This window comes from Desulforhabdus amnigena, from assembly GCF_027925305.1.
Lineage (GTDB): Bacteria > Desulfobacterota > Syntrophobacteria > Syntrophobacterales > Syntrophobacteraceae > Desulforhabdus > Desulforhabdus amnigena.
The window spans coordinates 2,444,228-2,461,256 of the sequence record NZ_BSDR01000001.1; the positions used below are offsets into that span (position 1 = coordinate 2,444,228).

Below are 17,029 nucleotides of genomic sequence, written 5' to 3' on the forward strand. Positions count from 1 at the left end.
ACAACAGAAACTTTGCAGTCGTGCGGGCAAACGGCTCTACTGAGACGCCTTATTCCTTCTCGGACGGTTCAGCAGGGCTTTTGGGCTTTGGCAGGGCAGCTCCCGCAATGTCCTTCACCCCTTCGACCGCTCCGAGCAGCACACCCCTCACAGCTTTGACGGCCGACTCGCCGATACTTCCGGCGGCCTCGATGGATCCACCAATGGCTGTCTTCGCCAACTCTTCGACGTTGGCACCAACCTCTTTGCCCGCCTCTAGGATTCCGTCCACCGTCTTTTTGGCGACCTGTCCCACATCTGCCCCTATACTGGATGCTCCTTCAACCGCCCCCTTGGCTGTCTGCCGGGCAACGGCAAATACGTCCCCGCCCACATCGCTCACCCCCATCACGATGCCCTTGGCCACACTCTTGGTGCTCATGAGAAGCCCCGTGCCGACGTCTTCAGTGGCCGCGATGGCTCCCTTGATGACACCTTTGGCCACATCGACCGCCTCGTTGGCAACGGAGCCGGTGGCCTTCAAAGCATCGGAAACTACATTTCTGGCCAGATCCACGACTCCGACCTCGATCTCGTTCACTGCCTTGAGACTGCTCAGAATCCCAACTTTGAGGGTATTTCCGGCCCTCTCGATACTTTCCTTGACACTCCCGCCACTTGTTGTCGTTTCCATGTCAGACATATCCTTCCCTTTCCGTCATCTGATATTGTCGATATGTTCACACCCATGAACCCAGGGACAATCTATCTGCAAAACGGTTACATCCGCATGTCGAACACGTGAACCTTGCATTAAAGAACACCTTACCTCTCGTTCCCACAGCGAGCGCTGGCAGTCTGTCGGAGAGCTGCTTTTTTGTTATTTCGAACGAAGCGTAGCGAAGAGAGAAATCTAATGAATGAGCCACGTTGGACCAACTAGATTTCTCGCCTTCGGCTCGAAATCACGGCTCTCTGACAGGCTGCTAGCGAAAAGATGAGGACTTGCGGGTCATTTTCAAGTGATCTCTTCAGGTTCAGGAATCGAAGAAGATTTTGAAGTATCCGGTGGCTTCTCTTCTTGAACAGGGGATTCCTCCGGTGATGTTTTGAGCGCCTCGATCTTTGCCGCCCGGGTCCTGGCAGCCGTAGTTTTGGTGGCTGCAGTCTTTGCCACGGTCTTGGTGGCCGCAGTCACGACCTCGGCTTTTTGCACTTCAACTTCGGGAGATCCGGGTTTGGGCAGAAGAGCGCTCGCAACATCCTTGACCCCTGTGACCGTGGCGACAAGAATATTCCGTGTGGTGCTCACCGCGGTGTCACCAATCGAAGCGCCCACATCGATCGCTCCAATCACAACGACCTTGGCGGCATCTTCAATATTCAGACAAACGTCCTTGCTCGTCTTGAGGGTAAAATTCAGAGCATTTCCGGTCATTCCCCCGACACCGGCTCCGACTTCCGCGACACACTTTATGGTTTCACGCACCGCCCGATCGGTGACGGAGGCTACTTCAGCACCGACAGCAGCAACGCCTCCAATCAAACCTCTCGCCACGGCACTCAATACCCCTACGACCCCTCCGCCGACTTCCTCCGCTGCGGAGAGAGTCCCTAAGATTACATCGCGGGTCACAATGACCGCGTCTGTCGTCACTGAACCTGCTGCGCGGATCGTGTCTCCCACGACACTTTTTGCAAGTTCAAACACTTGATGCTCCACCTCGCCGACCCCCTTGACCGTGCCGATGATCCCTTCCTTGAAAATCGTTGCCGCAGCACCCAGGGTCCCTGCTAATTCCGGCCGACCCTGGCTTATCAGTTCTGACATCACACACCTCCTCCGTACCTTCCCGGAGTTCAGTCAACACCATTGAATGAATAAAAAAGCACCCCCCTCTTCCCTACTCGCCAGAAGGAGTCGATGCTTCCGCCGTTTGTTCCTTGATCAACTCTGCTTTTGCTTCAGCGGCAATGTCTTCGAGCACTTCGGCCGTCTCCGCAATAGCTTCTCTGCCCTTTTCAAAAAGAATGATGCCGCCCTTGATGGTGGCCTTGAGCAGAGGTTTTACAACACTGCCCACAACAGGCAGTACCACCGGAGCCAGAATAAGCGCCCCGATTCCCACCGCAATGCCGGTTCCCATCTTCAATCCATTATCAAAAAGTGCCATATGCAGGTCTCCTTCCTTATCATTGAGCGATCTTTATCGGAAACAGCCTGATCTCGCGTGATCAGGCATAAGTCAAGGTCGGCAGCAGGCTGGTGCGGTGAAAATCGGCTGAATCGATCCGCAGATTGCACAGACTGAATAAATCCCATCACTAATATAAAGGGTTTTTTTAATCTGCGAAAATCTGGGTAATCTGCAGATAAAAACGGGATGAAGATGAAAAAGTCTTACTGCCATCCTCCGATTTTCATCATCCCAGTAGCAGGTTCATTTGCAGGTTTCGAAATTGTCCTTTATGGTAATGTTTATCGGACGATTTGTCACGTTTTTCTTTCATTATTTACCTACACATACAACAGATTCATCACCTCCCTGCGAAATGAAAATTTCGACAACGGTTTGATTCATACCGGCTTAAAAAGACACATCCCCATCGATCCAAATTGCTTTCCGAATCATTGTGTTTTCCTTTGAAATGGAAGTAGGCAAACAATGATTCAGGGTTATTTACTTCACATGCAGCTCGTGTTAGGTGAAACCCTGTGGAAAAAAGAAGAATGCCTCTTATAGGCTCCCGTCATTTTGTCGGATGACCTTCAAGGGATAGTCGTCACTTGGATGGATCTTATGGTGATATCGGCTCAACTCGGCTGCGGCCCCAAGGGCTTTTCAGCGGTTCTTGTTTGACAGCATAGGCGGAAGCATTGATGTTCAAGGAGAGAAAAAGCATGGGAAGTTCAACTTCTACGATCATAGACGATTTGATGTGTTTGGCGCCCCATACGGAAATCGCACACCACATTCCGGGAAGGGTAAGAATAAAAGTCCTCCCGTCGGGCTATGAAATGGCTTTGGATATGGACACTGACGAGTTGATCCGCTGCATTCCGGGAATCACCCGCATCAAAGTCAATCCAGCCTCTCGATCGCTCGTGATTGAATATGACCAGGAACGCCTGCCCTATGAACTATGGGAAAAACTGAGATACCTGAAAGGAAAACCGGAACTCGAAATGGAAATCAGAAGCAGGCTGCAGAATGTATGCGCTTGAAGGCGTTAAAAGATTAGATATAAACCCACCCGATTCGGAAAGTATCCACAGGCGTCGTTTCAACGGGGGAAGAGGAAACCATTAAAAACTCGATGGGGAAAATGGCCCCATGAGGTTTCCTTACGAAGCCAGACGCCCCCCGGAGCGCTTCCAGGCCACCCAGTCTCCACACGCAAATCCCAGTTCGTATTCCTGAAATTGGGGGTGATCCTCGGGATTCGGGTAAGACCAGTAATCGTAATTTTCTTCCTCAACTTCTTCATAAGCCGCCACTACGGCTTTTTCCGGAGGCAATTCATAGACCCTCACCCTGTCGTCAAAAATGTTGACCACCGTTGTCGTCTCTTTCCGCTCCATCTTCCCCCACTCCTTTGAAGATCAAAAGAAAAAAACAATTAATACAAATAATTAAAAAAACATTACCACAAAATATTCCTGCAATCTTTGTTTCGAAACCCTGCCCATTACGTTCGTTTCCAGCAGCCTGCATCAAATCTCAAGCCATTCAAACCCGTACAAAAAACGAAAAATATCCGTTTAGGACTTGAATCAACCCGCCTGTCAATGGATGCACTCCCGGCGGATTGTTATCCTTGTAAGTCCAATTTGTGACATTTTGATGACAAAAGCCTGATTTTCAAAATCTTCCATCAAAACAGGCACCGGATGACGACAAGATATCGAGTATTCTTCATTGTTATTACAAAGCGGGTGTTCACCCTTCTTCATTCCCGCCATCGCGCAAGAGACCCTGCAGTCCCGGCTTTTTCACCGTCATTCCCCCGAAATCATAAAAACCAAAACAGCAGGTAAAGTGAACCATCTATTCTCCTATGAAGGATAAGGCAATTTGCACAGATTGTCCAATGGTAACCCGTTCACTCCCATTTGCATATCCGCAAATAGGTGCAATCCAAAGTGATTGGAAGAAGCGACCTACGTGCTAAGGGGCAATACGGTTCAGTGCGTAGGTTGCGTTGAATGAAATGAAACGCAACACACAATAATGACATGTCGCGTTTCGAAACTCAACGCGACCTACGTGCTGGGATGCATATTGGGACTCCCAATTCCAACATGCAGCTTGAATCCAATAACTTTGGATTGCATCCTCCGCAAATTATGCAGATGTCGCAGACAGAGGAAAAGAGCCGTTTTTTGAATTTTCCTTATTCTCTGCGCTCTCTTTATGCTCTGCGGTGAACGGTTACGTCCCTTGCACTTCGGCTATTTTGTTATTGATGCAAATCCAGGCATCCCCCGCTGAGGATCCTTGCAGATCATCGCTCCACTGCGTCCTTCGCCGGTGCAACATGGAACAGGAAGCAACAGTAGGCTTTTAATGAAACTCTTTCTTGACCCCTGATATTCCTTTTTTAATAATGATCAGGTTTATGGATTTGTTTGAGTTTTCGCTCACACGCACCGGAGATGCCGCCGGAGAAAGAAACTTACTCTTGGTGCAATCCTCTTCCAACGAGAATGCGACTAAAGGGGTCTTTTGTTTTTTATCGGACATCCTCGGCAAAAAGGTCTATGGGCAAGACTATGCGGTCATCGGTAAAGTCATCGATCTCACCGCCAGATCCGGCGACGGACACCCTGAAATAGATGCGTTGGTGCTTACTCGCAACGGCACCATACTCTACTTTCCCTCGCAGGAGATCGACCTTTTGGGCCTTGCGCGCTCCAGGAAATTCATCATCGCAGAGGATCATTCCACACCCGCCTCTCCCCCGGGGCGGCATTTTCTTGTTCGGGAAACCCTTCTTGACAAGCAAATCGTGGATATCAACGGCGCCAAGGTGGAAGGGGTGAACGACGTTCGAATCCTCTTTTGCGCAAAAGGAGCTCCCTTCATCGATTCCGTGGATGTCGGATTCACCGGTCTGCTCTGGCGCATGGGTTGGGAAGTCAGGCTGCGGAGGCTGGTCAGAATCCTCATGGTGGGCAAACAACTCAAAGACGAACTCATTGCCTGGAAATATGTGCAACCCCTGCCAGAGAGGGTAGCGGGGCCCATTCACATCAACCTTCGCCACGAGCAAATCAAAGCGCTTCATGCCGGAGAACTTGCGGACATCATCGAAGATCTGGACCGGGATGAACGCATCAGCCTCGTTCAATCCATCAGTGCAGAGCACGCAGCGGAGGCGTTGAAGGAAGCCGATATAGACGTTCAGGCGTCCATTTTGCGAGATCTCGATTCCGGATTGGCCGCCGACATTCTGGAAGAAATGGAACCGGCATCGGCAGTGGATGTCATCGACAAACTCCCCGTCGACACCCAACAAACCATTATGGCAGCCATGGAAGAGGAGGATCGGGCACGGCTGGAACCCCTTGTCCGGGCCGAGGAGAATACCGCAGCCTCCCTCATGACCGTGGATTTTCTGTCGTGCCCTGCGACTTTTACCGTAACTCGGACATTGGAATACATTCGTCGGAACGCTGACGAAGTGGAATCCATCAATTATGTGTATTGCATGGATGAAGAGGATCGTCTGGCGGGGGTGGCTTCTCTCAGAGACCTGCTGCTTTCCGGCTCCGATGCGGTGCTGCTGGATATAATGAATCGAAGACTGGCTGTGCTGAGATCCTGCGACGATTGGGAATCCGTTGCCAACCAGTTTCTCAAATACTGTTTCAAGGCCCTGCCGGTCATTGGGGACGATGGGAGCTTGCAGGGCATCGTCACCTTCAAACATTCCTTTGACGAACTTCTCAACTATTACCACAGGCTGGCGAGTTGATTCATGGCAGCGACGGAAAAGACCGGTCCAAAGAATCCTTCCCGATCCCTCTGGACACGTGTATCCATTTTTCTGGCGGTTGTGGGACCTGGAATCATCACCGCCAATGTGGACAACGATGCCGGGGGGCTCACAACCTACAGCCAGGCGGGAGCGCACTTCGGTTTCATGATCTTGTGGGTCGTCATTCCCACGGCGATTCTTCTCATGATGATTCAGGAAATGGTCAATCGAATGGGAGTGGTCACGGGCCAGGGCCTGTCGGACATGATCCATGAGCGATTTGGAGTGAAACCGACATCTTATATCATGCTGCTCGTCCTGGGCACCAACTTCGGCAACGTCATGGCCGAAGTTGCAGGGATTGCTTCGGCGGGGGAACTCTTTGGGCTACCCCCATCCTGACGGTTCCCGGATGCGCCGTTCTGGTCTGGCTCCTGGTGGTCAAAGGGAGCTATAAATCGGTGGAAAAAGTCTTTCTTTTCGCATGTCTTTTCTACCTGGCGTACCCCATAACGTTTTTTCTTCTCAAGCTGGACCTCAAAAGCATCGGCCGGGCCATGATCGAGCCGCGGCTGGATTTTTCCGGACCCTATCTGGCCATGGTCATCGGGCTTGTCGGCACCACTATCGCTCCCTGGATGCAGTTCTATCAACAGGCATCGGTGGCAGAAAAGAATATCTCCATGCAAGATTACAAATATTCACATCTGGACACCATCGCGGGCTGCATCATGGTCAACATAGTGGCCGTCTGTATCATCGTGGTTTGCGCCCTCACGCTGCACAGGACCGGCATCCGCATTGAGTTCGCCACCGACGCGGCACGCGTATTGAAACCCCTGGCAGGTGCCGGCAGCGGATATCTTTTCGGCTTCGGTCTCTGGAATGCCTCCCTCTTCGCAGCCAGTATTCTGCCCCTATCCACTGCCTACACCATTTGTGAGGCTCTGGGATGCCCCCTGTGTCAGAATAGTTGTTGTGTCAGGGGGGTACTCAGAAGCGCCGGATCGCCTTCCATATTCCGATCCCCCCTGGCCGCTCCGCTCCTCGAAAGGGCTTGCGCAGGCCCGTTGCCCGATGACAACCACCCGATGCTGCCGGTTGCGCCTTCACTTCCTTCGCGCCGCATATCGACCAAAGGCCGTAAGACTCACCTTATAAAATTATAAGTTAAATTATTTTAAATACTTGACCCGGCTTGTGCGCCAGGCGCAAGTCCGTCCGTTCCTATTTCCTGTTGCTCTCACAAAGCCCAATCCCACATTGCGGGGATCGATCACGGCCGGTTCTTTCCTACTCCCGCTCTCCTCCTCCCTTGATTTTCTCCTGAAGCTCTTTTTCTTCTCGGTATGGAGATCCTCCGGACCAGCAACTGCATTTTTCACAATCCCCGCTCCCACAGCAGGAACAACTTTCGGGGAGGATAAGAACCGGCCGTCCCGAACCCTGCGCTTCAGCCAGGACCTGGGTGAGCTTCTTGCGCAGGGTTTCGAGCCTTTTCGATTTGAAGGCCTTTCTGGTTTCCTCGAGGGTATCGATGGCCTCAAGGACGGATTCTCTCAGCCGGTTTTCGCTGGATGCGGACATCGATACGCCCTGGAGCATGCCAGGAAAGGGCTCGTTGACATTCCGGCCGAGCAGCATGCCGATCAGGGAGCGACACTGACCGACTTCACGCTGTAAAACGGCCATGTTCCTGCTGAGAGTCTCCAACAACTCCTGTTTTTCTTCATCTGACATATACCATGCTCCTCTTTTCGTCTGCGCCATCCAGCAGCCGCGACCGCCCGCAACGGTATGGAACGCATTTTTTGAAGACCGTTCGTTGTCCTCGTCGGTTGGAAACACGAGGAGGGGTAAGCAGAAAAAAGGGTCCTCATGAGAGAGCGGTTCCTGCCAGGTCCCTTTCATTCACAACCGTAATGGACATCCGGTTCGCCTGGTGAATGATCATCGCTTCCCTGAAATCGGCCGAATTCAGCACCGACTCCTCGCAAACGACCATGTTCGTGAAACGTACGAGGGTAATGAAAGGGACTCGGGCGCCCTTGGATGCATCTGTGTTGTAGAAATAGACGTGTGATACATCCATTCCATCAAGCCTTTCGAGAATCGACGGGAACTTCCCCTTGGAACAAACCACCATGACACACATACACAAACCTCCGGATGAATATCCATTTTGTTCGCCGTACCTGGCAAAAATGCAGCGAGGAGACTCGACCTGAGGGATCGAATGGCAAACTTTCATGCGTCGCCGTTCATGGTGAGGTATCGCACCACGAACGGCGGAATGCATCGAAATCCCGCTTGAAATGGTCTCTAATACTACTGTGTCACAAAGCGTACAAAATACCGGTACTGGCGGTTTGCCGGGATCGCCTTCCTTAAGGAAAACTGAGGCTCAAGGACAGTTCCCGTCCTTTGTGACATAGTAGTACTAAGTACCGAAGATCGTAAATATGCGGCCATTTCTTTGCAGGAACGGCTTCCAGCCGTGACAGGAACCGGCAACCGCATAACCTTGTCGCGGCAAGATGCCGCTCCTACGAAAACAATGGATAAACGGTTGCGTAATTACGAAGACCAGTACTAAGAGGTTGTCTTAAAATTCCCCCCTTGGGGGGGGGCCTGGGGGGTGTCAAGATTTGGCGAACAGGCCCCCCCAAGCCCCCCCCTCAAGGGGGGACGAAGCAGGTTCGGCTCCCAGGCAGAGGAATTTTCAGACAGTCTCTAACTGGTTTCAGAAGATCGATGGACAGGCAGAAAGACCTCGAAGCGCGTCCCCTCTTCGATTTGGCTCTCAACATCGATCCATCCACCTCGACGCCGGACAAGGGTGTAAACAATGGCCAGTCCCCAGCCCCGCTTTTGCGCGTCTTGTGAAGAGGATTTTGTAGTGAAGAGGGGATCGAAAATTCTCGGCAGGATTTCCGGGGATATTCCCACCCCTTCGTCTTCCACGGAAAGACTGGCAAAGTGCCCCGGATGAGCGTTCCCGTGATTCCGACAATATTCGGCGTCGACATGACGCCCCCCAATCCGTACCTGAATCCTGCCTCCATGCGGCATGGCGTCCCGGGCGTTGAGGAGCAGGTTGCTCAGTATTCGCCACACATCCCCTTTGCAGAGCATCACATTGAGAGGCTCCGGGCTCGATTCGTACTGAAGGTGCATCCCTGCGCCGAGTGAGGAGCGCATGATTCGGATCACCCTGGCAGATTCCCGGGAGAAGTCCTGCGGTACGGACTCTTCTTCGGAATACTCATCTTGTCCGAGGGACTGGAGGCGGCCGATCATCCCTTCAAGGTTCTTGAGTATGCAGAGTATATCTTCGATCCTCCCTTGGGCTTCCTCGTTTGGCAAAACCCGCTGCAGCTGGAACAGCTTTCCGGCAAGCGCCATCAAGCCGTTGCGCAGATCGTGCCCCAACTCCCTGGCCAGGTATCCCACCGACTCCATCTTTTGAATCTGGATGTACTCGGCAATGACATGGTCCGTAGACTCCAGAACGGCTCTCACCTCTCCGAGGGAATTTCGGATGTCATTCAGGGTGGGAAGCGAAACCGTCGCGTGTGGAGACCCGTACTTGAAGCGATGAGAAGACTCTCCGGTCTGCTTTGAGATGCTCGATGCGGCACCTGACATCATGATGCTTCCTCCTATAAAATCGTAGAGATCAGAAATCCACATTTGTCGACCTTGTGCCGGCGAAAGCCACGCGCAGGCCCTGGCAGAGCCCTCTTCACGCCGCAGACGACTTGAGTAAAGCGGTCCTACGATAGATAAACGGGTTTTCGCTGAATTTCACCCGAGGATGAGAAAACAGACCGTCAACCGGCGGTGGAACCGGCTGACGCAGCCCTTGTCAGACTCCGGGTGAGCCGCTCATGCAGGGGATGGTTTCCGGGCACTTTTTCCTTCAGAAGATCAAGAGCATTTCCATAGTGATATGCAGCTTTTTCATGCCGTCCCTGAAGCTCGCAGACAATGCCCAGGTTGTTGTGGATTTTTATGGAGGTGCAGCCTCCCCCCCTGGTTTGAGCCAATTCCAGCGCAGCAAGCAGGTTCAGTTCAGCTTCATCGAACTGTCCTCTCCGGCAAGCTTCCATGCCGATCCTGTTCAATCTTCCAACAAATCCCATGGCACACATGTATACAACCTCCCTGAAATATGCCGCGATACAGCCTATGCGGCACAATTCCTCAAAATTTTCTCCAGTGACTCGGACCCGGTTTCCTTCAGGGCCATGAACTTCTTCCCGGTCTTCTTGCAGACCGCTCTCACCACGCTGAGAGCGCCGTGGCTGTTCACCGAGGTGATGAAGACGACGATATCCGCCCCGCAGACCAAGCTTTTCAGCTTGTAGCTGCCGTTTCGCACTTCACCGTCATGAAAGAGGGGCTCGGCTCCAAGCTGCCTGACGATCTCACGGTACTCGGGCTGCATCCTGCTGAGCCCTCCGACAACGGCAACGCGCAAACCGTCCAGGGGACAGTCCCTGCAGCAGTCCGATTTTTTACCGGCGCAAAGCTCTTTATCCGCGGGCACAATACGGGGCCTTTGGAAAATGCAGATTCCCTTCCTTTCGCCGGCAGCTTCGAGAGAAGCTGCCGGGGCGACCTTTTCCGGCAAAAGGGTACCCGAATCGGCGAGGATTCTTTCCAGCTCCTTTATTCTCTGGCGGTGACCTTCCAAATCATGCCGCAGCTTTCGAACCTCCCTGGTCAGCCTCCCTTTGCCGGACTCCTCCGGCCTGCCCGACTCGCGCCGGCACTCCCTCACTATAAGTTGGTTCTTCAAACGTTCATTCTCGGCGCACTTTTCCCGCAATTCCCGTTTCAGATCGGCCACCTCCCTTTTCCAGGCTGCGGCCTGTGCCTCGAGGGATCTGACAGCCTCGCTCAGATCCCTCTCTTTTCCCTTGCCCTCCCTGGCGCCGCGAAGAGCATCCAAGAGCAGTCCATGCACAAGATGACGTCCATGAGACCGCACCTCGGCGCGGCAGTCCCTCAGGACCGCCCACAGCAGAGGCAGAGGCAAGCTCATCTCCAGCTCTTTTATGTCCTTTAGATGCATCGAGCGAACTCGAGCCACGGTGGACCTGAATCGATCGTCCAGGTCCCTGGCAATGGCCTTCACGAGATCCATGTCTTGATGGCACGCCTCGTGGAGCCTCACGAATACTTCGACTGTATCCGCCTCGGTCCCTTCTTCCAGAAGACCGAATTGCCGTGCAAGCTTGCGCAGGTTCTTCGTCCCCTGCGACATGGCGAGAATCGAGACCACGCTGAGACAATCCGCATACCAGGGATGGTTCCATTGCCTCATACCGATTCCTCCCGTTCCATCAAGTCGATCTCATATACATCAACACTTTGATAGCACTATTTAAAGCAGATATAAGCCTCACTTTGCCGTTCTCCTACACGCCGATTCCAAGCAACTGCCCGCCCTGGTAGACTAGGACCGCCACGATAAAGGCCACTGAAGTGCCAAACACCGCCGAAAAGAGGCCCCACTTCCAGCTTCCCGCTTCCCTGGCGAGGCAGACGACGCTCACCACGCAGGGCACGTAGAGCATGGTGAAAAGGATCAGAGAGAGGGCTACAAGGGGGTTCCATGCGGAGTCTTTCGCAAGGAGCTCCCGAAGCGATGCATCCTCCTCCGGGTCGACTTCACCCATGGAGTACGCGGTGCCCAGGACCGATACGACCATCTCCTTGGCTGCGAAGCCCCCCACCAGAGCCACGTTGGTGCGCCAATCAAATCCGCAGAAGCGGGTAACGTACTCGAGGGCGGTTCCCATGCGCCCCGCGACCGAGCCCTTCAAAGCGGCCTGGGCTTGAGCCTGATCCACGGCCAGGAGCTTTCCACGGACCTCCGTCATTTCCTCCGGCAGATTCTCCCCGGGAAGCTCTCCTTCCAGGGCAACCGCACGAAGATCCTCGGGAAGATGAGCCACAATGGCTTCCCGCTTCGCATCAAAAGCCGCCTTCTCCGATTCCGGAAGCTCCGGGAAGTTCATGAGCGCCCAGAAAAGAATGGAAACAGCCAGAAGAATGGTTCCCGCCTTCCTTATATAAAGCCAGGCGCGCTCCCAGGTATGAATGAGAATGCCGCGCAGGGTGGGCAGCCGATAGGGAGGAAGCTCGAGGAGAAAAGGAGTACTGGGGCCCTTGAGGATCGTCGAGCGGAGAAGTTTTGCGGCCAGGAACGCCATCGACCAGGAGATGAGAGTCAGCAAAAGCATCATGCGGGCTTCGTTTTCGGAGAAAAAGGCACCGACCAGAAGGGCATAGACGGGAAGCTTGGCCCCGCAGTTCATGAAAGGAACGGTAAGGATCGTCGCAAGCCGCTCCCTGGAACTGCGGAGCGTTCGTGTCGCCATGACCGCGGGAACGGCGCATCCGCCGGCAATTCCGCCTCCCACGATGTAAGCCATGAAGGAATTGCCATGAAGCCCGAAAAGCCGGAAGACGCGATCCAGCATGAAGGCTGCCCTTGCCAGGTAGCCCGAGTCCTCAAGGAGCGCGATTCCCAGGAACATGAAAACGATGAGCGGTACGAAGCCGAGGACCCCACCCACTCCGTCGATGATGCCCTTCGTGACGAGCGAGCGGAGATGGCCCGGGGGAAGCCAGGATTCCATGAGACCGCTCAAGGCCGCAAAACCATCTTCCAGCCAGCCGATCGGGATTTCGCTGTAGGTAAACGTGAAGTAGTAGAGTGCGTACAGGACGAATCCCATAATGACAGGGCCAAGAAAGCGATGGGTGAGAACACGGTCGATCCTGTCCGACAGGTAGATGCGGTCGGCGCCGTGTTTTCGCTTTACCACTCCGGATTTCAGCAGTGCGGCGACGAACCCGTAGCGGTGGTCCGCTATGATCGCTTCGGGGTATGCGCTGAAAGTCTTTTGGAGATGGGCCGCAACTCCATCGGCCATTTTCTCGAGCCCGGAGGAAAGGTCTGGATTTGCTTCCTTTCCTTTCTTAATGACGTCTTCATCGGATTCGAGGTACTTCAGGGCCGTCCAACGCGCGGGATGAAGACCGGTAAGGAATCTTTCCGCAAGGATCTTCCGCTCCATTTCATCGAGAACGGGATCGATATCCGGACCATATGAAATGCGCAGGGGAGTCCAGGCAGCATTTTTGTCGGCAAGCTCGACGGCCGCGGCCAAAAGGGCATCCTTGCCGTTTCCGCTCCGGGCCACCGTTTCAACCACGGGAGCCCCCAGTTTGCGGGAAAGCTCCGCTGCGTCGATCTCGATACCCCTGCCGTTTGCCACATCCACCATGTTCAGGGCGATCACGACCGGGATTCCCAATTCGAAGAGCTGAACCGTGAGGTAAAGATTGCGCTCGAGGTTGGAGGCATCGACTATATTGACCACGACACGCGGGTTTTCCGTCAAGAGAACATTGCGGGCCACAAGTTCCTCGAGGGAATAAGCGGTCAGGGAATAGGTCCCTGGCAGGTCCACCAGGCGGACTTCGCGACCGTTTGCTTTGCAGCTGCCTTCCTTTCGCTCCACCGTCACCCCGGGATAGTTGGCAACCCTCTGGCGGGCGCCCGTAAGAGCGTTGAAAAGCGTCGTTTTACCGGAGTTGGGATTGCCGGCGATGGCTATGAGATGCTCATTCATTCCACTTATCCTCCAGCTGGATCAGGATTTGATCGGCCTCGTTGTTGCGAAGAGTCAAGGTACAGTCGCGGATCCTGACCGCCACTGGATCTTTGAGCGGAGCACGCCCCTGCACCTCCACGGTTGTACCCGGCACCAGGCCCATGTCCCGAATGCGCCGGCCAAGCTCCCCCTGGGCATCGACCCTCACGATAACCCCCTTTTGCCGCGAAGCCATCTTGCGCAAAGGGATGTCCGTCATGGCACCCTCCACCCCTCTTTTTGCCATACCGCCCGGTTGGTTCTTCGACTCTACAGGAAGCGCCGCCTCCGCGCGCTGCGCCTTCTTCCCTTCCGTTCTGTTCCTGGCCCCTTGCATCCGCTTCTCCTTTTCTCGGTCAAACACGCCCGACGGCAGCTCGTGGCGGGCCGCCCGGCAGGCTTGATTCAGCCCATGGTTGACCTTCCGGAATCTCTCCCTGGACATGGAAGACTGGGCACAATCTGACAGGCCTGCAGCCCCCATTCATCTTGCCATCAAAGTACGGATCAACACATACAATCTGGTGCGCCGTAATATATTAGGTGAACCTAACTTGTCAAGCGTTTTTTCGCTCACGAAAAAACGCTGAAGGTGAAGGTCATCAGGCCAGGGAAATCATGCCGGAACTCACTTTTTGAAGCCTGCGGGAATTGTTATTTTTCAACTGACTTTCCTGAAAAAATCGCTTAGATTGTTCATCCGTAAACTCCCTCCCGCCATAGATCAAAACTTGAACATCGAGTATCACTCCAAGCAAGGAGAATGATCCCATGGGTGGTCAAGAAAATCCGGAATCCGAAATCAATCCCGCTGATGAACATCGCCTGGAAGGCATCAGCCTGGAACAGGCGCGGAAAATGCCGCTGCCCGAACTTCTGGCCAGATTTGATTCCACTGAAGCCGGGCTTTCCGCCGGGGAGGCGAAAACCCGGCTCGATGAGTACGGTTTCAATGAAATCAGCGAAAAGAAGATACATCCCATCCTGGAGTTCCTTGGCTTCTTCTGGGGTCCGATTCCATGGATGATCGAGGCGGCGGCGCTCCTGGCGGGATTCATCCACCACTGGGAGGATTTTTACATTATCCTCACCATGTTGCTGCTCAATGCGGGGGTAGGATTCTGGCAGAGGCAAAAGGCCGAAAACGCCATTGCTCTGCTCAAGGACAAGCTGGCTCTCAACGCGAGGGTCCAACGCGACCGCCGGTGGATGGAAGTCCCCGCGCGGGAACTGGTTCCCGGAGATGTGGTCCGCATCCGCCTGGGGGACATTATCCCCGCGGATATCAAGCTCATGGACGGCGACTATTTGATGATCGACGAATCCGCCCTCACCGGGGAATCTCTACCGGTGGAAAGACCTGTGGGGGATACGGCCTACGCGGGTTCCATCATCCGCCAGGGAGAAATGAATGCTCTGGTGGTGGCGACGGGGATGGAAACGTTCCTTGGCAAGACAGCCAGACTGGTCACAGAAGCCAGAACGCAAAGCCATTTCCAAAAGGCCCTGGTCAAGATCGGCGACTACCTCATCGCCATCGGGCTCGGCCTGGTGGCCATCGTTTTCCTCGTCGCCCTGTTCCGTCACGAAAGCCTGATGGAAACGCTTCAGTATGCCCTTGTGCTCACCGTGGCAGCCGTTCCAGCTACGCTCCCGGCCGTGCTTTCGGTCACTTTGGCCGTAGGAGCGGCCGTACTGGCGGATCGTGGTGCTATTGCGAGCAAAATGGCGGCCATCGACGAACTGGCCGGCATGGACATCCTATGCTCGGACAAAACCGGCACCATCACTCAAAATGCCCTCACGGTGGGGGACATTGCACCGTTAGGCCGATTCCTTCCCGAGGAGGTTCTGGTACACGCCGCTCTCGCTTCCCGCGAGGAGGACCGGGACGCTATCGACGATGCTGTTCTGGCCAGGGTTAAGGAACTGCCCGATGGCACCGCTACCTCAAGCGGCTACAAAATCCTGGAGTTCAAACCTTTCGACCCCATCTCCAAGCGCACCGAGGCTTTCATTGAAGCCCCGGACGGCAACCGGTTCCGGGTCGCGAAGGGGGCCCCTCAGGTGATCGCTTCGTTGAGCCGCGAACCGGAGGCAACGGATGCTCTTGTGGAGGAGCAGGTCAACGCCTTTGCGGCGCAGGGCTATCGCGCCCTCGCTGTAGCCCGCACAGACCAGGCGGGGAATTGGAACCTCATGGGATTGATCTCTCTTTACGACCCACCGCGACCCGAATCGGCTCAGACCATCCAGTTGGCCCAGTCCCTGGGGATCCAGGTCAAAATGGTTACGGGCGATCATAAGGCCATCGCTCAAAATATCGCCCGCCAGGTGAACCTGGGAACCCATTTCCAGCTCGCTTCCGACCTGCTCGATCTACCCGACCGCAAGGCCAGGCACCTGGTGAAGACGGCGGACGGCTTTGCTCAGGTCTTCCCCGAACATAAGTATCACATCATCGAACTGCTGCAGGAAGGGGGACACATCGTGGGGATGACCGGTGACGGCGTGAACGATGCTCCGGCCCTCAGGAAAGCGGACGTGGGGATTGCCGTGGCGGGGGCTACGGACGCAGCCAAATCGGCAGCCCATATTGTGCTCACTCACCCCGGCCTCGGTGTGATTGTGGATGCCATTCAGGAGAGCCGCAAGATCTTTCAGCGCATGAAAAGCTACGCCATTTACCGCATTGGAGGCATCATCCGGGTCCTGCTGTTCGTCACACTCTCCATCCTTATCTTCAACTTCTATCCCGTGACTGCCGTCATGATCGTTTTGATGACACTCCTGAACGATCTGCCCATCCTCTCCATCGCCTACGACAACGTGAGCTACTCGAGGCAACCGGAGAAGTGGAACATGCGGGAAATCCTGAGCATCGCCACCTACCTTGGACTGATGGGAGTATTTTTTTCCTTCAGCATTTTCCTGGTGGCGCTGAAAATGCTCCACCTCAATCACCAGCAGATCCAGACGCTCATCTTTCTCAAGCTCAGCATAGCCGGATACCTGGACATCTTCATGGGGAGGACCCGCAGCTTTTTCTGGTCCAGCAGACCGGGAGCCATGCTGCTCTGGTCCGGGATCGCTACGCGAATCCTGGCAACGGCCATCGCCTTGTTCGGCTGGTATATGACTTCCATCTCCTGGCAACTGGTGCTGATCGTTTGGGGATGGGCCGCGGTAGAACTCCTGGTCACCGACCCTATCAAAGTCTGGGTTTACAGGGTGCTTGACCACAACGGGATCATCTTTCGTCGGTAAGAGCAGCCGTTCCTCCCCACCGGCAGCCGACGCATTGGATTTTAAGGCGGACCGTCCGGCAAGGTGCCCTTTTTTAAGGCGGAGGACCGGGGATCTCTGAGCAACCAGGATTCCCGCTTTTGCCGGAG

The 17,029-nt window shown here is 54.4% G+C and carries 16 protein-coding genes; 5 read left to right on the forward strand and 11 right to left on the reverse strand.

Features of this window, described 5'->3' with window-relative positions:
* Positions 1-49: 49 nt before the first annotated feature.
* The 3 genes from QMG16_RS10395 to QMG16_RS10405 all read right to left on the reverse strand — a co-directional run bounded on the left by QMG16_RS10395 (position 50) and on the right by QMG16_RS10405 (position 2,153).
* Complete coding sequence (locus QMG16_RS10395) at positions 50-673, reverse strand: hypothetical protein (RefSeq protein WP_281794057.1); 624 nt, start codon at positions 671-673, stop codon at positions 50-52.
* A gap of 324 nt (positions 674-997) precedes the next feature.
* The gene (locus tag QMG16_RS10400) at positions 998-1,810 is read right to left on the reverse strand and encodes a hypothetical protein (RefSeq protein ID WP_281794059.1); all 813 of its coding nucleotides are present in this window, start codon (positions 1,808-1,810) and stop codon (positions 998-1,000) included.
* A gap of 73 nt (positions 1,811-1,883) precedes the next feature.
* Positions 1,884-2,153: a DUF5132 domain-containing protein gene (locus tag QMG16_RS10405; RefSeq protein WP_281794061.1), complete on the reverse strand. Its 270-nt coding sequence runs from the start codon at positions 2,151-2,153 to the stop codon at positions 1,884-1,886.
* 728 nt (positions 2,154-2,881) lie between these two features.
* Between QMG16_RS10405 and QMG16_RS10410 the strand changes: the two genes are divergently transcribed.
* Positions 2,882-3,205, forward strand: a complete 324-nt coding sequence (locus QMG16_RS10410; protein ID WP_281794063.1) for an HMA2 domain-containing protein — start codon at positions 2,882-2,884, stop codon at positions 3,203-3,205.
* Positions 3,206-3,325: 120 nt separating this feature from the next.
* Here QMG16_RS10410 and QMG16_RS10415 read toward each other — a convergent pair whose 3' ends face one another.
* On the reverse strand, positions 3,326-3,562 hold the full coding sequence (locus QMG16_RS10415; protein WP_281794064.1) for a hypothetical protein: 237 nt from the start codon (positions 3,560-3,562) through the stop codon (positions 3,326-3,328).
* Between the two features lie 1,037 nt (positions 3,563-4,599).
* On the opposite strand from QMG16_RS10415, the gene QMG16_RS10420 reads away from it, so the two are divergent.
* The 3 genes from QMG16_RS10420 to QMG16_RS10430 are packed head-to-tail and all read left to right on the forward strand — an operon-like array spanning position 4,600 to position 7,130.
* Complete coding sequence (locus tag QMG16_RS10420) at positions 4,600-5,958, forward strand: magnesium transporter MgtE N-terminal domain-containing protein (RefSeq protein WP_281794066.1); 1,359 nt, start codon at positions 4,600-4,602, stop codon at positions 5,956-5,958.
* 3 nt (positions 5,959-5,961) lie between these two features.
* Positions 5,962-6,363, forward strand: a complete 402-nt coding sequence (locus QMG16_RS10425) for a divalent metal cation transporter (RefSeq protein ID WP_281794068.1) — start codon at positions 5,962-5,964, stop codon at positions 6,361-6,363.
* A gap of 35 nt (positions 6,364-6,398) precedes the next feature.
* Complete coding sequence (locus tag QMG16_RS10430) at positions 6,399-7,130, forward strand: divalent metal cation transporter (protein WP_281794070.1); 732 nt, start codon at positions 6,399-6,401, stop codon at positions 7,128-7,130.
* Between the two features lie 124 nt (positions 7,131-7,254).
* Here the strand turns inward: QMG16_RS10430 and QMG16_RS10435 are convergent, their stop codons facing one another.
* The 7 genes from QMG16_RS10435 to QMG16_RS10465 all read right to left on the reverse strand — a co-directional run bounded on the left by QMG16_RS10435 (position 7,255) and on the right by QMG16_RS10465 (position 13,854).
* On the reverse strand, positions 7,255-7,701 hold the full coding sequence (locus tag QMG16_RS10435; protein ID WP_281794072.1) for a hypothetical protein: 447 nt from the start codon (positions 7,699-7,701) through the stop codon (positions 7,255-7,257).
* 136 nt (positions 7,702-7,837) lie between these two features.
* Entirely contained in the window at positions 7,838-8,116 is a 279-nt protein-coding gene (locus QMG16_RS10440; protein WP_281794074.1) for a hypothetical protein, read from the reverse strand.
* A gap of 578 nt (positions 8,117-8,694) precedes the next feature.
* Positions 8,695-9,612, reverse strand: a complete 918-nt coding sequence (locus tag QMG16_RS10445) for an ATP-binding protein (protein WP_281794075.1) — start codon at positions 9,610-9,612, stop codon at positions 8,695-8,697.
* Between the two features lie 182 nt (positions 9,613-9,794).
* Complete coding sequence (locus tag QMG16_RS10450; protein WP_281794077.1) at positions 9,795-10,115, reverse strand: tetratricopeptide repeat protein; 321 nt, start codon at positions 10,113-10,115, stop codon at positions 9,795-9,797.
* Between the two features lie 35 nt (positions 10,116-10,150).
* The gene (locus QMG16_RS10455) at positions 10,151-11,293 is read right to left on the reverse strand and encodes a DUF2325 domain-containing protein (protein ID WP_281794079.1); all 1,143 of its coding nucleotides are present in this window, start codon (positions 11,291-11,293) and stop codon (positions 10,151-10,153) included.
* 94 nt (positions 11,294-11,387) lie between these two features.
* Entirely contained in the window at positions 11,388-13,613 is a 2,226-nt protein-coding gene (feoB, locus tag QMG16_RS10460; RefSeq protein WP_281794081.1) for a ferrous iron transport protein B, read from the reverse strand.
* The gene (locus QMG16_RS10465) at positions 13,606-13,854 is read right to left on the reverse strand and encodes a FeoA family protein (RefSeq protein WP_373878731.1); all 249 of its coding nucleotides are present in this window, start codon (positions 13,852-13,854) and stop codon (positions 13,606-13,608) included. Before QMG16_RS10465 ends, feoB begins: the two co-directional genes overlap by 8 nt.
* 551 nt (positions 13,855-14,405) lie before the next feature.
* Between QMG16_RS10465 and QMG16_RS10470 the strand changes: the two genes are divergently transcribed.
* A complete protein-coding gene (locus tag QMG16_RS10470; RefSeq protein WP_281794084.1) occupies positions 14,406-16,901 on the forward strand; it encodes a plasma-membrane proton-efflux P-type ATPase in 2,496 nt (831 codons plus the stop codon).
* Positions 16,902-17,029: the final 128 nt, after the last annotated feature.

Coding starts and splice junctions, on each gene's coding strand:
- QMG16_RS10425 (WP_281794068.1), top strand. CDS start 5,962: ATGGCAGCGACGGAAAAGACCGGTCCAAAGAATCCTTCCCGATCCCTC.
- QMG16_RS10415 (WP_281794064.1), bottom strand. CDS start 3,562: ATGGAGCGGAAAGAGACGACAACGGTGGTCAACATTTTTGACGACAGG.
- QMG16_RS10450 (WP_281794077.1), bottom strand. CDS start 10,115: ATGTGTGCCATGGGATTTGTTGGAAGATTGAACAGGATCGGCATGGAA.
- QMG16_RS10410 (WP_281794063.1), top strand. CDS start 2,882: ATGGGAAGTTCAACTTCTACGATCATAGACGATTTGATGTGTTTGGCG.
- QMG16_RS10420 (WP_281794066.1), top strand. CDS start 4,600: ATGGATTTGTTTGAGTTTTCGCTCACACGCACCGGAGATGCCGCCGGA.
- QMG16_RS10445 (WP_281794075.1), bottom strand. CDS start 9,612: ATGATGTCAGGTGCCGCATCGAGCATCTCAAAGCAGACCGGAGAGTCT.
- QMG16_RS10395 (WP_281794057.1), bottom strand. CDS start 673: ATGGAAACGACAACAAGTGGCGGGAGTGTCAAGGAAAGTATCGAGAGG.
- QMG16_RS10465 (WP_373878731.1), bottom strand. CDS start 13,854: ATGACGGACATCCCTTTGCGCAAGATGGCTTCGCGGCAAAAGGGGGTT.
- QMG16_RS10400 (WP_281794059.1), bottom strand. CDS start 1,810: ATGTCAGAACTGATAAGCCAGGGTCGGCCGGAATTAGCAGGGACCCTG.
- QMG16_RS10440 (WP_281794074.1), bottom strand. CDS start 8,116: ATGTGTGTCATGGTGGTTTGTTCCAAGGGGAAGTTCCCGTCGATTCTC.
- QMG16_RS10405 (WP_281794061.1), bottom strand. CDS start 2,153: ATGGCACTTTTTGATAATGGATTGAAGATGGGAACCGGCATTGCGGTG.
- QMG16_RS10470 (WP_281794084.1), top strand. CDS start 14,406: ATGGGTGGTCAAGAAAATCCGGAATCCGAAATCAATCCCGCTGATGAA.
- QMG16_RS10455 (WP_281794079.1), bottom strand. CDS start 11,293: ATGAGGCAATGGAACCATCCCTGGTATGCGGATTGTCTCAGCGTGGTC.
- feoB (WP_281794081.1), bottom strand. CDS start 13,613: ATGAATGAGCATCTCATAGCCATCGCCGGCAATCCCAACTCCGGTAAA.
- QMG16_RS10435 (WP_281794072.1), bottom strand. CDS start 7,701: ATGTCAGATGAAGAAAAACAGGAGTTGTTGGAGACTCTCAGCAGGAAC.